The following is a 14130-nucleotide window of genomic DNA, read 5'->3' as shown; positions in this document are numbered from 1 at the left end:
GGGGCCGCCGAAGCGGCTCAGTTGAACGACGCGGTTGCGAGGTTCGCCCATGTGCCGATCCGTGCAATTTCGCTCTTTCTGGAGCGCAAGCGCGAAACGGAGCGATTGGCGAAGCGCACCAACACACTCCGCGAAAAATCGCTCGTGCAATTGATGCGGATCAATTTTTGTCGCGCCGGGGCGAACTTGCAGCCGGCGAATCCTATGTCTGCTGTTGGGGATAAGGCGAAGAGATAAGACCCGACTTTCATCGGATTCCCGGTCTGGCTTGTTTTCCAGAATTCCGGATTTCGGGAAATCGTTCGGCTTGCTGCGCCTCCGTTAACCTTTCCTAAAGAAGTGGCTAGGCGGCTTCGCGCGGCATGCTAAAGGATTTGAGTTTCCTGATCCGCCGCGCGCCTCGCCCGCGCAGAGAACCCGTTGAGTTTCATGAACCATCCAGCGTCCCTTACATTCGCTCGCGGTCTGCTGCCCGATCAGGAACAGAAACAGGCGGCGCTCGGCTATCTCAACGAAGCCTGGGCGGAAGCACGGCACGATGGCGTCGACGGCGATTGCCTGGCGCAGGCGAGCCTGTTTGCGGCATTCGCCGAACTGGTCAGAACCTACGGCGAGGACGCGGTGGCCAAATTCGTCGAAGGCCTTCCCGCCCGCGTCCGCAACGGCGAGTTCTCGACCGGACTGGCAAAGCAGTAGTTTTCGAAGCAGAACCTTTAGGCGCGCAGCGTTTCGAGAAAACGTACCGGCTCGCCGGTCGATGGCGCCATGATCTCGCCTTGCCACATCACTCGCTTGCCGCGCACAAAGGTGCCGACCGGCCAGCCGGTCACGCGCAGGCCGTCATAAGGCGTCCAGCCCGCGCGCGAGGCCACCCATTTGTTGGTGATGACCTCGCTGCGCTTCAAATCGACGACGGTGAAATCGGCATCGTAGCCCGCCGCGATCCTGCCCTTGCAGGCGATGTTGTAGATCCGCGATGGACCCGCACTTGTCAGATCGACGAAGCGCGCAAGCGACAATCTCCCGGCATTGACGTGATCGAGCATGACCGGCACCAGCGTCTGCACCCCGGTCATGCCCGACGGAGACGAGGGATAGGTCTTGTTCTTCTCCTCGAGCGAATGCGGCGCGTGATCGGAGCCGAGCACGTCGACGATGCCCTGCTCGATGCCGCGCCAGATGCCTTCGCGGTGATCGGCCGAACGCACCGGCGGGTTCATCTGCGCGCGGGTCCCCAGGTGCTCGTAACATTCCGGCGCCGCCAGCGTCAGGTGATGCGGCGTCGCCTCGCAGGTGGCGACATCCTTGTGATCCCGAAGGAACTCGATCTCCTGCTTGGTCGAGATATGCAGCACGTGGATGCGCTTTGAAGTTTCGTGCGCAAGCTTGACCAGACGCTGCGTCGCCATCAGCGCCGCGATCTCGTCGCGCCAGACCGGGTGCGAACGTGGATCATCTTCCACGCGCAACGGCTTGCGTTCGTTGAGGCGATATTCATCCTCGGCATGAAACGCGGCGCGGCGGCGGATCACCGCAAAAATCCGGCGCAGGCTTTCATCATCCTCCACCAGCAACGCGCCGGTCGAGGAGCCGATGAACACCTTGACGCCGGCACAGCCGGGCGCCCGTTCCAGCTCAGGCAGATCGGCGACATTCTCGCGGGTGCCACCGATGAAGAAGGCAAAATCGCAATGCATCCGGTGGCGGCCGCGCTTCACCTTGTCGGCGAAAGCCTGCTCGGTGACGGTCAGGGGATCGGTGTTCGGCATTTCGAATACCGCCGTCACGCCACCCATCACCGCGCTGCGCGAACCGGTTTCCAGATCCTCCTTGTGGGTGAGACCCGGTTCGCGAAAATGCACCTGCGTGTCGATCACGCCCGGCAGGATGTGCAGCCCCTTGCAGTCGATCACCTCGGCGGCCGATGCGTTTCCAAGCCCGCCGATCTCGGCGATGCGGCCACCTGCGATCGCGACGTCGCGCACGCCCTCGCCGTCCTGATTGACCACGGTGCCGGATTTCAGAATGGTGTCAAATCGGTGAGTCATGGTTACAACTTGGTGTCGACCCTCGGCGTTTCTGCCTTGTTCCTGCTACCTGTCTCACACAGCTTGGCGTTGCCGCAGGTCTTGTTCGGAGCACCTTAGCGCCTTACCTTCTGTTGTGATATGCGGCACCCCTGTTTCCCCAGGAAACTGGCGCAGCAAACTCGACCCCCGGCAACAGAATTTGCAAAATGGCTGGCAAGACAATTTGGCAAAAAACCTGGCAAGAGAACCCGGCATGAAAGCAGCTTTCCTACCCGACCGTGGCGTGGTCAAGGTCAGCGGCAGCGAGGCCCGTAATTTTCTCAACGGTCTGGTCACCACGGATGTGAGCCTGCTGCACCCGGGATTGGGGCGGTTCGGGGCATTGCTCACGCCGCAGGGCAAGATCACGGTTGATTTTCTCATCACCGAGGCGCCTGCCGGCCATGGCGGCGGCTTCCTGTTCGATTGTCCGCGCCCACTGGCGCAGGCCCTTGCCGACAAGCTGCGCTTCTACAAGCTGCGCGCCAAGGTCGACGTCGAAAACCTCTCCGACAGCCTCGGCGTACTCGCGGCATGGGATGGCGAACTTGCGGCGACGCCGGACCTTGCATTTGTCGATCCGCGCAACGCAGCGCTCGGCTGGCGAATTCTCGTTCCCGAAGAGCTTGCACCAAGGGCCGCAGATCTGATCGGCGCCGAAACGGTCGATGCGGCTGCCTATGAAACCCATCGCATAGAGTCGGGAGCCCCGCGCGGAGGGCTGGATTTCATCTATGGCGATGCATTTCCGCACGAAACCAACATGGACCGCCTGCACGGCGTCGACTTCGACAAGGGTTGTTATGTCGGCCAGGAGGTCGTCTCACGGATGCAGCATCGCGGCACAGCGCGCACGCGAACGGTGCGCATCATCCTGGACGGCCCGGCACCGGAGCCAGGTGCTGCGATCCTTGCCGGCGACAAACCGATTGGCACCGTGGGGTCGACGGCAGGCGCTCATGGTCTTGCCCTGATCAGACTCGATCGCGCCGCCGACGCGCTTGCAGGCGGCACGCCGCTGACATCGGGTGGTCTTGCGATCCGCCTCGCCGATCCGGACGAGGTGCAGTCACCGCCAAGGCAGACCGTGGCATGACGAAAAGGGCGCGCCTGCATGCCGATGGCCTGACACGTTGTCCCTGGCCGGGCGAAGATCCGCTTTACGTCGCCTATCACGACAACGAATGGGGCGTGCCGGAATTCGACGACCGTGCGCTCTATGAAAAACTCATCCTCGACGGTTTTCAGGCCGGGCTTTCCTGGATCACGATTTTGCGCAAGCGCGACAATTTTCGCAAAGCCTTCGATGATTTCCAGCCCGAGAAGATTGCGCGCTACAACGCGAAAAAAATCCACGCGCTGATGAACGATACCGGTATCGTTCGCAATCGCGCCAAGATCGACGGTACCATCGAAAGCGCGAAATCCTATTTGAAGATCATGGATGACGGCCCCGGCTTCTCGAAATTGTTGTGGGATTTCGTCGATGGCAAGCCGAAGGTCAATCAGTTCAAGACCATTGCCAGCGTTCCCGCCTCGACCCCGCTTTCGGTAAAGATATCAAAGGAGCTCTCCTCGCGTGGTTTCAAGTTCGTCGGCCCGACGATCGTTTATGCCTTCATGCAGGCGACCGGAATCGTGAACGATCATCTGGTCACCTGCTTCTGCCATGAGAGTTGCGGTGGAAAACGCCGCAGCCCTCACCTCAAAGTCAGATGACGGCGGAAAAATTGCCCGCAGCCAGGATCGATAGCCGCGTCTGGCAGCGGATGTTGTCAGGACGGCGGCTCGACCTCATGGACCCCTCGCCGCTGGATATCGAAATCGCCGACATTGCCCATGGCCTGGCGCGGGTGGCGCGCTGGAATGGGCAGACCAGCGGCGCGCACATCTTTTCGGTCGCGCAACACACCTTGCTGGTCGAGGCCATCATGCGTGAGCAAACGCCGCGCCTCGATGTCAAGTGCCGACTTGCCGCGCTGCTGCACGACGCGCCGGAATATGTCATCGGCGACATGATCTCGCCGTTCAAGGCCGTGCTCGGCGGCGACTACAAGGCGGTCGAAAAGCGGCTGCTTTCGGCGATACACATCCGCTTTGGACTTCCCGCCCTATTGTCGCCGGAGATCGAGCATCAGATCAAAGCTGCAGACAAGGGTGCTGCCTACCTCGAAGCCACCGAACTTGCGGGCTTTGCTCCGACCGAAGCCAGGCGCCTGTTCGGCCGCGATCCCGATCTGCCGGCCTCGACCCGACAGGACTATTTGACGCCCTGGAGCGCAGCCAAGGCCGAGAAGCGGTTCCTGGCAAGGTTCAAGACATTGCACGCATGAAAGGCGTATAACTGGCCGGCTAGTGGTCCGATTCTAACATTCGCATCCCGTCTCAGGAGGCACCTCTGCGAATGTTAGAATCAAAGGACCACCAGCGAATATAGGACTCTAGAGCTCCGATTCCGAAGTTCGCAAGCTATTGCGGCGACCTTTGATGCGAACTTCGGAATCAAAGGAGCTCTAGCAACTTGTTGATTCTAGTGCGGCTTTGAATTTGAAGTTCCTATCACGAACTTGCCGCGATACCGATAGGAACTTCAAATTCGCCGCACTAGTGGAGTTTTGGATTTGACATTCGCTTTGTTGAGTTTGCGGCCAGGTGGGTAGCGAATGTCAAATCCACTCCACTGGTGTAAGGAACAACCATGATTCACGTCTGCTCGCTCGCAGCGCTCCCCGAAACCGTCCGAGCCGTCGGCGCCAGTCACATCCTGACCGTCATGGCCAATGTCGATCAGGTGCAGCGGCCGGCTTCCGTGCTCGCCGCAAACCATCTGAAAGTACAGATGGACGATATCACCGAGGAGCTCGAGGGCTTTGTCGCGCCTTCCGAATCGCACATCGAGCAGGTGCTTCAATTCGTCCGCAGCTGGGACCGCAACGCGCCGCTGGTTGTCCATTGCTATGCCGGCATCAGCCGCTCCACCGCGAGCGCCTTTGCCGCGGCTTGCGCGCTCAACCCGCGTCGCGATGAAATCGCGATCGCCAGACAGATACGGGAGGCCTCCCCGATCGCCTCGCCGAACCGGCTGATCGTACGCCTGGCCGACAAGGCACTTGGGCGCGAGGGCCGAATGCTGCGCGCGCTCGATGAGATGGGTCCGGGCAGCATGACCGTGGAAGGCAGGCCTTTCCGCATCGATCTCGAATGATTCCTTAGCCCTCAGGCGATCGCCACGACCGCCGCGACGCAAAAACCCTACCTTCCTGTTTGAACTTTGGGCGCGATAAGTCACACTCAGTAGCGCGACGAACCTTGGGAGGCGATTCGTTGGAATCGCGAAGCCCCGACGACCGGCGCGTCGCCCGGATGCTAGAGCTCCGATTCCGAAGTTCGCAAGCTATCACGGCGACCTCTGATGCGAACTTCGGAATCAAAGGAGCTCTAGCGACTTGTTGATTCTAGTGCGGCTTGAATTTGAAGTTCCTATCACGAACTTGCCGCGATACCGATAGGAACTTCAAATTCGCCGCACTAGTGTGGCGGTTCAGAAGTCCGTATCATTGCTGCCGCGAGTTCGTCATGCGGACTTCTGAACCAAAAGCCACACTAGTGGAGTGGATTTGACATTCGCGACGGTACCAACCATGAGTTCGAAAAGCGAATGTCAAATCCAAAACTCCACTAGAAACTGATATTTGCTAGTGGTCCATGAATTTCAACATTCGCAAGATTGCCTGCCGAGATAGGATGCGAATGTTGGAATTGGACCACTAGAAACATGGATTTGCTAGTGTCCCTTCGATTCCGACGTTCGTAAACGAGCACGCCGCGAAGGGATACGAACGTCGGAATCGGGACACTAGATGATCGTCTTCTTTGCGCTCCTGGTCGCGGCCGTTGCGCTGATCCTCGCGCGCAAGGCATTCAATCAGACCGCTGCGCTGCGGGCGCGGTTGGATGCGCTCGAAGCGGTCGCGCTGAAGGCGGGGCCAGCGACTCCTCCCCTCGCCCCGCTTGAGCAAACGCTCGCAACCTCACCACCCGGTATGCCGGTCGGGCAGCCGGCAATAGCGAGCGAACCGACCACGGCTGCTGGCGAGCCAGAGTCCCGGCCACTGCACGATACGGCCGGTGTTGCGGCCGCTTCACCCCCGCCCGACGCGGGCGCATCGCCCGGGCTCGAGGAGCGCGTCGGCACCCGTTGGGTCGTCTGGCTCGGCGGCGTGACCTTGGCGCTCGGCGGCTTCTTCCTCGTCCGCTACTCCATCGATGCCGGACTGCTTGGGCCGGGCGTGCGGATAGTGCTCGGCGCGGTGTTTGCGCTTGCCCTGCTGGCGGCAGGCGAATGGACGCGGCACAGGGAGAACACCTCCGAGATCGAGATCCTGCCGATCGCCAACATTCCTGCCATCCTCACCGCGGCCGGGACCGCGGTTGCCTTTGCGACCGCTTATGCCGCTTATGCGCTGTACGACTTCCTGTCGCCCGCGACCGCCTTCATCCTGCTTGGCCTGGTCGCGCTCGGCACGCTGGCCGCGGCTTTGCTGCATGGGCCCGTGCTGGCCGGTCTCGGCGTGGTCGGCGCCTTCGCCACCCCTGTCCTGGTTTCTTCGGAAAAACCTGATTTCTGGTCGCTGTACGTCTACCTCGCCATCGTAACCGCGGCGGCATTCGGCCTGGCGCGGATCAGGCTGTGGCGCTGGCTTGCGGTGAGCACCATCGTGTTCGCGCTGCTCTGGACCCTGCCCTTCCTGAAATTCGATCCGCCGGTGGTGGGGCCGTATGCGTTCCACGTCCTCTCCGGATTCGTGCTTGCGGCGTTACTGGTGGTGTGTGGCTTCATGTTCGGGCCGGCTTCCGACGAAGGCCATATTGAGCCGATCTCGTCGGGATCGTTGGCCGCGTATCTGCTCGGCGCTACCATACTGGTGCTCGTGAGTTCCCATGCTGATGCAAGCCTCATCGTATTCGCCATCCTCGTCGCCGCTGCCCTGTTCGTGGCGTGGTTCGCACGTGCCGCCACCGGTGCCGTCGCTTTTGCCGCCGTTTTCGTCTTCATCGTCTTCGCCGAGTGGGCGGTGCGTGCCAATCCGGACTTGACGGTGGTGCCCGGCGGACCGCTGCCCGGCATGGGAGGACCCGCCGCCATCGAAGGTTCGGTATCCCTGCATCTTGCCGCAGCCGCGATCTTTGCCGCCGCCTTCGGCACCGCCGGTTTCAGGGCGCAGGGCCGCTCGGTCAGCGCCATCGTCCCGGTGGTGTGGTCGGCGGCGGGCGTATTCGTACCGCTGACGCTGTTGATCGCGCTCTACGCCCGTATCGGGCATCTCGATCGATCGATACCGTTTGCGATTCTGGCGGTCCTGTTGGCTGCCGCCTTTGCGGCGGCGACCGAATTCCTGGCCAGACGCGAAAGCCGGCCGGGCCTTGCGATCTCGGTTGCGCTGTTTGCCACCGGCACGCTCGCGGCATTGGCGCTGGCGCTGACCTTCGCTCTCGAAAAAGGCTGGCTCACCATCGCGCTCGCGCTGATGTCGATGGGAACGGCCTGGATCTCGATGCAGCGGCCAATTCCGTTCCTGCGATCGCTGGCGGCCATTCTGGCGGGAATAGTGGTGTTGCGCATCGCCTGGGAACCGCGGATCGTCGGCGATGCGATCGGCACGACGCCGATTTTCAACTGGCTGTTGTGGGGTTACGGTGTTCCGGCCGTCTCGTTCTGGACCGCCAGCCATTTCCTGCGCCGTCGCGCCGACGATGCCCCATTGCGCGCGGTCGAGGCGGCGGCGATCCTGTTCACGGTATTGCTGGTGTTCACCGAGATTCGCCACGCGGTCAACGGCGGCGACATTTATCGCGCCACTACCTCGCTCACGGAATTCGCGCTGCAGGTCTGCGCCACGCTCGCCATGGCTATCGGACTGGAAAGACTGCGCGTCCGAAGCCACAGCCTGATCCACAATGTCGGCGCGATGGTGCTCACGGTCTACGCCGGACTTGTCACGATATTCGGGCTGATGTTGGTGGAATCGCCGATGCTCTGGCCAACCGACGTCGGCGGCGTCTTCATCAACCTTCTTCTGCTGGCTTACGCGCTGCCTGCGCTGCTCGCGCTCTTGTTGTCCTACGCCGTGGCGGGACGTCGGCCTGTCGCTTATGCCAACACCATCGCCGCGTTTGCGCTCGTGCTCGCTCTCACCTATGTCACGTTTGAGATCCGAAGGCTTTATCACGGCCCGGTGCTGACGCGCGGGGAGACCACCGGTGCCGAACAGTACACCTATTCGATCGCTTGGCTCGCGTTCGGCGTTGCCTTGCTCGGCATCGGCATTGCGGTCGATTCACTGCGCGCGCGGCTTGCCTCCGCGGCGGTCATTGCGCTGACGATCCTCAAGGCGTTCATGGTCGACATGTCGACACTCACGGGGGTTTATCGCGCGCTGTCGTTCATTTGTCTTGGGCTGGTGCTGGTAGCCATCGGCTGGTTCTACCAGCGCGTTCTTTTTCGCAGGCAAAAGCCGCCCGCGGCGCAGGCGCCGGTCACGCAACCAGGCGCAAGCGCCTGATCTGGCGCCGCAGTCGGTTTCGTTCTGAAAACAGAAGATCGCGTCTGATTCTTCTCAGATTGCCTTCACGCCGCCCGCACACCGGAGAGGAACTTGCCGACTTCGAGCTTGAGGCGGCTGCTGTCGCCGGCTAGCGACTGCGCTGCCGAGAGAACCTGCGAGGAGGCCGAACCGGTCTCGCTAGCACCGCGTTCCACTTCGGTGATGTTGGATGAAACCTGCTGCGTGCCCCGCGCCGCCTGCTGCACATTACGAGAGATTTCCTGAGTTGCCACCCCCTGCTCTTCCACCGCAGCCGCGATCGCCGAGGAAATCTCCGACAATCTCTCGATGGTGCCGCTGATCCCCTTGATCGCAGCCACCGACTCTTGCGTCGCTTCCTGAATGCCACTGATCTGCTGCCCGATCTCGCCGGTCGCCTTCGCGGTCTGCTCGGCGAGAGCCTTGACTTCGGATGCGACGACCGCAAAGCCGCGACCCGCCTCGCCGGCGCGCGCCGCCTCGATGGTGGCATTGATTGATCAGCTCGACCACGTCGCCGATGCGGCCAGCAGCTTTGGAAAGTTCGCTAACACGGTCATTGGTCCGGCGCGTCTGCCCGACCGCCTCACTGGCCATACGCGCCGACTCCTGGACCTGGCGTCCGATCTCCTGGACCGACGAACTCAATTCTTCCGTCGCCGAGGCCACCGACTGCACATTGGCGGAGGCCTCTTCCGAGGCGCCCGCCACCTTGGTTGCGAGTTCCTGCGAGCGCACCGTAGTCGAGGTGAGCGCTGTGGCGGATGCTTCGAGTTCCGTCGAGGCCGACGACACGGTTTCGATAATTTCGCCGACGGCGGCTTCGAAATCATCCGCAAGCCTGATCATATCGGCCTTGCGTTGCCGCGCTGCCAATTGATCCTGAGTGGCCTTTGCTTCCGCCTCGATGCGCGCCTTCTCCTCGGCCTTCACCTTGAAGGTCTCGACGGCCTGCGCCATGTCGCCGACTTCATCCTTGCGGGACAGGCCGGGAAGCACCACGCTGAAATTCCCGCTGGCCAGTTCTTTCATTCCGGAAGTCAAGCCGGACAATGGGCTGATGATGCTGCGTGCGATCAGGAAGGCAATGACCAGACCGAGCAGCGCCGCGGCTCCGGTCACGATTTCCTGGACCGTGACGGTGGTCGCAATGCGGCCATCGGTCTCGGTTGCTGTCTTTCTGAATGCCTGCCCGATCGATTCCTTTACGCCATCAAGTCGTTCAATCGAGCTGACCGTGACGGGCACAAGCCCCTTGTTGTAGAGCTCGTCACCGAGCAGAAGGTTGGTGGACGTTTTTTCAAACGCCTCGGAGTATTTGGCGACTCCCGCCTTGACTGGCGCCAGCAGCGAGGCAAGGTTTTGCGGCAGATTGGCCTTTTCCAGATCAGCGATCCGCTGCTGAGCCTTGCCGACGGCGGTTTTGAAGTTGGCTGGACCTTTCGGATCGCGCGTCGCCAGGAAGCGCCAGTTCGCCACCCTGACCAGAAGAACCTTGCTCTCGAGCGAGTTTGCCGCGTGGGCGAATTCGGTATCGCTTGCAGCGTCGACGAATTTCTGGACGCTCTCCGCCATCTGATCGCCATCGGTGAACAGCACGTCACGACCGGCAATCATCTGCTTGACGGCATCTACAAGAGCAACTCGCTTCTTCTTGATCTCTTCAACGGCGTTGGCGACTCCTTTGAAAGCAGCTCGCCATTCATCGGAATCCGATGTCTTTCCAGCAGCGTCAAGAAGCTCGGAAGTTGTTGTCAGCCGCGTTTCGGCTTCGGCAAGGGCCTTGTCGTCGTGATCGAACACATAGCGCAGAATGGCGCGCCGGACCGCCTGAAGCTCGGTCGCGATTTGCTCGACCCGGATTGTGTTGGTCGACTGCAGCGTCAACGCCGCGACCTGCGTGCGAATTTCACCCAACTGCCATGCGGCGAAAGCCGCGAGGGTGAGGCCAAACAAGACGAGGGCGCCGAACCCGATATAGAGCCGGCCGCGAATCCTGAGGTTGAGAAGGGACATTGCGTCGATCCTTGTCGAAGCGGCCGAAGCCTTTCAATGCTTTCTTGCGACCACCAAGGCCCCAACAAGGAGCATCCGCGTGATTTGGCTTCCGGAGTGCCGCTCGAGGACGATCTGCGTCGCGTTTCAAGCGGTACCTTTTGCCCTTTCAAGATTTGGTTAATTTTTTAGCCTATAAGTATCACAGAGTCGTTAGCACAACTTTATGTTGTATGCAGCCGCACGGGGGCGCGAGCGACTGACCAACGTGGTCGATCAGTTCTCGCCGACTTCGAGAGGGCATGAACATCGCACAGCAAACTTTATCCGCATCGTGATCAGATGGGGAGGGATTGCGATCCCGAGCGGATGATACCTCAGCGGTCCAGAATCTCTGCCTTACGCCGCCCTTACCGAGTTGAGGAACTTTCCGACCTCGAGTTTGAGGCGATTGCTGTCGCCGGAAAGCGAGCGGGCCGCGGCAAGAAGCTGCGAGGATGCCGAACCGGTCTCGGTGGCGCCGCTTTGCACGTCGGCGATGTTGGAGGAAACATGTTGCGTGCCCCCCGCCACCTGCTGCACGCTACGGGCTATCCCCTGTGCGGCAGCACCTTGCTCTTCCACCGCAGCCGCGATCGCCGATGAAATCTCCGACAATCTCTCGATGGTGCCGCTGATCCCCTTGATGGCTGCCACCGACTCATGCGTCGCCGTCTGAATGCCGTTGATCTGCTGGCCGATCTCGCCAGTTGCCTTCGCGGTCTGCTCGGCCAGCGCCTTGACTTCGGATGCGACCACCGCAAAGCCGCGGCCTGCCTCACCGGCGCGGGCCGCCTCGATCGTAGCGTTGAGCGCCAGCAAATTGGTCTGCCCGGCGATCGTGTTGATCAGTTCGACGACGTCGCCGATGCGGCCCGCCGCCTTCGACAGTTCGCCGACGCGGTCATTGGTCTGACGCGCCTGATCGACGGCTCCGCCTGCCATCCGCGCCGATTCCTGTACCTGGCGGCCGATCTCGTTGACGGAGGTACTGAGCTCCTCGGTCGCCGTGGCCATCGACTGCACGCTGATTAAGCCTTGCGCGTGAGCCTCCGCGACCATGCCGGCAAGACCTTTCGTGCGCTCTGCGGTGGAGGCAAGAGTGCCGGCCGAAGCTTCCAGTTGGCTCGATGACGATGATATCGTCTCGATGATCTCGCCCACGGCTCCTTCGAAATCGTCAGCCAGCTTGACCATATCCGCTTTGCGCTGTTGCGTCTGGCGCTGTTCGGCGTCTGACTGCTCCGCGCGAAGACGGTTGGTTTCGACCATTGCGCTTTTGAACACCTCAACCGTGCGTGCCATCTCCCCGATCTCATCGCGTCGATCGACACCTGCGGCTTCAAAATCGAGATCGCCTTTGCTTAAAGCCGCCATGCGCGACTTGAGCCGAGACAGAGGTTTCACGACGCTGCGTGACACCGTCCACGCAATACCGATCGAACAAAGCAATAGAATGCCGATCACCGCGGCAACCGTCCGGGTCATTTGCCACAATGTCGCATCAAGGTCGGTCATGTACTCCGCGGAGGCGATCATCAGGTGCCAAGGGCCGAAGCCACGAACGTATGCGACCTTCTCAAGCGGAATTTTGCCAGCACCCTTCGGAAATTGGTATCGGACGGTCCCCTCACCGCGTCTGGCGATGTCGAGCATCATCGAGGCGAACGGCACGCCGTTGGAGTCCTTCAGGCCGCGCAAATCCTTACCGACCAGGTCCGTGTTGCCGGTGTTTATGACGACTAGCCCTGTATCGGTGTCGTACATGAAGACGTAGTTTGTGTGACCTTCGAACCAGATGGCACCGGACGCAGCAAGGAAACGTGCTCTCGCCTCCTCCTCGGTCATCGCACCCGAATCGGCCGCGTGTTTGAAGTTGTCGGCAATGCTCCAGACGGCATCGACTATCGCATGTGCCTTCTCGGTCCGCTCGTTGCCGAGTTCGGCACGAGCAATGAAAAGCACCGTCAAGGCTACGAGCACCATGAAAAGTGCGCCGGTGACGGCCATTGCTGTCAGTTTGGCAGCGATGGAGTGCCGTGCGACGAGATTGAGGAGTTTTCTCACGATCATTGATCCCGGACCTGCCGCAGGTCATGTCGCGACGCATAACGTGCATATTGCAGCTCTTACAATCTCCCAGAGCATAGGGGTAATTTGGTAAAGGAAGAGTTCAGGCCGGCGAAATCGCCGCAGCAATCTACGGCATCGCGATGATGCGGCAGTCTACCTGGTCTCCGCCTAGGCCGCCCTTACCGAGCCGAGAAACTTTCCGACCTCGAGTTTGAGGCGCTTGCTGTTGCCGGACAATGACTGAGCCGCGGCAAGAAGCTGCGACGATGCCGAGCCGGTCTCGCTCGCGCCCCGTTGTACGTCGGTGATGTTGGAGGAAACCTGCATCGTCCCTTCGGCGGCGCGCTGCACGTTGCGGGAAATCTCCTGGGTCGCCGCGCCCTGTTCTTCCACTGCAGCTGCAATGGTCGATGAAATCTCCGACAATCTCTCGATGGTGCCGCTGATCCCCTTGATCGCTGCCACCGACTCCAGCGTCGCGGTCTGTATGCCGCTGATCTGCTGGCCGATCTCGCCGGTTGCCTTTGCGGTCTGCTCGGCCAAAGCCTTGACTTCGGATGCGACCACGGCAAAACCGCGTTCCGCTTCACCGGCGCGCGCTGCCTCGATGGTGGCGTTGAGGGCCAGCAAATTGGTCTGCCCGGCAATGGTGTTGATCAGTTCGACCACATCGCCGATGCGGCTCGCCGCCTTCGACAAGTCGCTGACGCGATCATTGGTCTGACGCGCTTGATCGACGGCTTCGCCGGCCATCCGAGCCGATTCCTGGACCTGGCGGCTGATCTCATGAACTGACGAACTCAGTTCTTCCGTTGCGAAAGCGACCGACTGCACATTGCTGGATGCATCCTCCGAGGCCCCGGCAACCTTGCTTGCGAGCGCTTGCGAGTTTGAGGCGGTCGAGGTGAGCGTTTTGGCGGAGTTTTCGAGCTCGGTCGAGGCCGACGACACGGTTTCGACGATGTCGCCGATGGCGTTCTCGAATTCGTCTGCGAGCTTCTTCATCGCGGCCTTGCGGGTCGCTTCCTCGCGCTCCGCCGCGGCCCTCTTCTCGGTGGCGTCGCGCTCCTCGGCCGTGCGCTTGGCCGCGGCGTCGCGCGCCTCGGCGCTGCGCCGGTCGGCCTCCATCTCCTCCATGCGGACGAGGTTCTCCTTGAAGGTCTTGGCCGCCCGCGCGGTGTCGCCGACCTCGTCGGCGCGTTCCGCATACGGGATGTCGACCGCCTTGTTACCCTTGGCGAGCGCCAACAGCACCTCGCCGATGCGGCTGATGGGACGGCCGATGTTCATCATGGTGAAGATCGCCGAACCCAGCAGGATCAACGCCACCAGCACCTCCAGCGTGATGCTGATGAACTCGCTGCGCGCAT

10 protein-coding genes and 1 pseudogene are annotated in these 14130 nt (G+C 61.3%); 7 read left to right on the top strand and 4 right to left on the bottom strand.

The window, feature by feature from the left end; all coding sequences use genetic code 11:
- The first annotated feature begins 21 nt into the window (after positions 1–21).
- Together VNX23_RS22390 and VNX23_RS22385 are read left to right on the top strand one after the other, a co-directional pair.
- Positions 22–237 (top strand): hypothetical protein, encoded by a 216-nt coding sequence (locus VNX23_RS22390; protein WP_325633673.1) that lies wholly within the window; start codon positions 22–24, stop codon positions 235–237.
- Positions 238–429: 192 nt separating this feature from the next.
- Positions 430–696, top strand: coding sequence for a hypothetical protein (locus VNX23_RS22385; protein ID WP_325633672.1), 267 nt, complete (start codon positions 430–432; stop codon positions 694–696).
- A 17-nt stretch (positions 697–713) separates the two neighbouring features.
- On the opposite strand, the gene VNX23_RS22380 is transcribed toward VNX23_RS22385, so the two are convergent.
- A complete protein-coding gene (locus tag VNX23_RS22380; RefSeq protein WP_325633671.1) occupies positions 714–2048 on the bottom strand; it encodes a dihydroorotase in 1335 nt (444 codons plus the stop codon).
- A gap of 235 nt (positions 2049–2283) precedes the next feature.
- Here VNX23_RS22380 and VNX23_RS22375 point away from each other — a divergent pair, with 235 nt between their 5' ends.
- The 5 genes from VNX23_RS22375 (at position 2284) to VNX23_RS22355 (ending at position 8632) form a co-directional block, all read left to right on the top strand.
- On the top strand, positions 2284–3165 hold the full coding sequence (locus VNX23_RS22375) for a folate-binding protein (protein ID WP_325633669.1): 882 nt from the start codon (positions 2284–2286) through the stop codon (positions 3163–3165).
- Complete coding sequence (locus VNX23_RS22370) at positions 3162–3788, top strand: DNA-3-methyladenine glycosylase I (RefSeq protein WP_325633668.1); 627 nt, start codon at positions 3162–3164, stop codon at positions 3786–3788. Before VNX23_RS22375 ends, VNX23_RS22370 begins: the two co-directional genes overlap by 4 nt.
- Positions 3785–4402 (top strand): HD family hydrolase, encoded by a 618-nt coding sequence (locus VNX23_RS22365; RefSeq protein WP_325633666.1) that lies wholly within the window; start codon positions 3785–3787, stop codon positions 4400–4402. Before VNX23_RS22370 ends, VNX23_RS22365 begins: the two co-directional genes overlap by 4 nt.
- Before the next feature lie 365 nt (positions 4403–4767).
- On the top strand, positions 4768–5274 hold the full coding sequence (locus tag VNX23_RS22360; protein ID WP_325633664.1) for a tyrosine phosphatase family protein: 507 nt from the start codon (positions 4768–4770) through the stop codon (positions 5272–5274).
- 655 nt (positions 5275–5929) lie between these two features.
- The gene (locus VNX23_RS22355; RefSeq protein ID WP_325633662.1) at positions 5930–8632 is read left to right on the top strand and encodes a DUF2339 domain-containing protein; all 2703 of its coding nucleotides are present in this window, start codon (positions 5930–5932) and stop codon (positions 8630–8632) included.
- A gap of 65 nt (positions 8633–8697) precedes the next feature.
- Here the strand turns inward: VNX23_RS22355 and VNX23_RS22350 are convergent.
- From VNX23_RS22350 to VNX23_RS22340, 3 genes and pseudogenes are all read right to left on the bottom strand, one after another.
- Positions 8698–10669: pseudogene (locus VNX23_RS22350) on the bottom strand (HAMP domain-containing methyl-accepting chemotaxis protein).
- 378 nt (positions 10670–11047) lie between these two features.
- Positions 11048–12754: a methyl-accepting chemotaxis protein gene (locus VNX23_RS22345; RefSeq protein ID WP_325633660.1), complete on the bottom strand. Its 1707-nt coding sequence runs from the start codon at positions 12752–12754 to the stop codon at positions 11048–11050.
- A gap of 174 nt (positions 12755–12928) precedes the next feature.
- On the bottom strand, positions 12929–14130 hold a 1202-nt coding region (locus tag VNX23_RS22340; protein ID WP_325633658.1), incomplete at its 5' end, for a methyl-accepting chemotaxis protein.

Source organism: Bradyrhizobium sp. (assembly GCF_035570375.1).
Lineage (GTDB): Bacteria > Pseudomonadota > Alphaproteobacteria > Rhizobiales > Xanthobacteraceae > Bradyrhizobium.
This window is presented reverse-complemented; position numbering and strand designations above follow the sequence as displayed.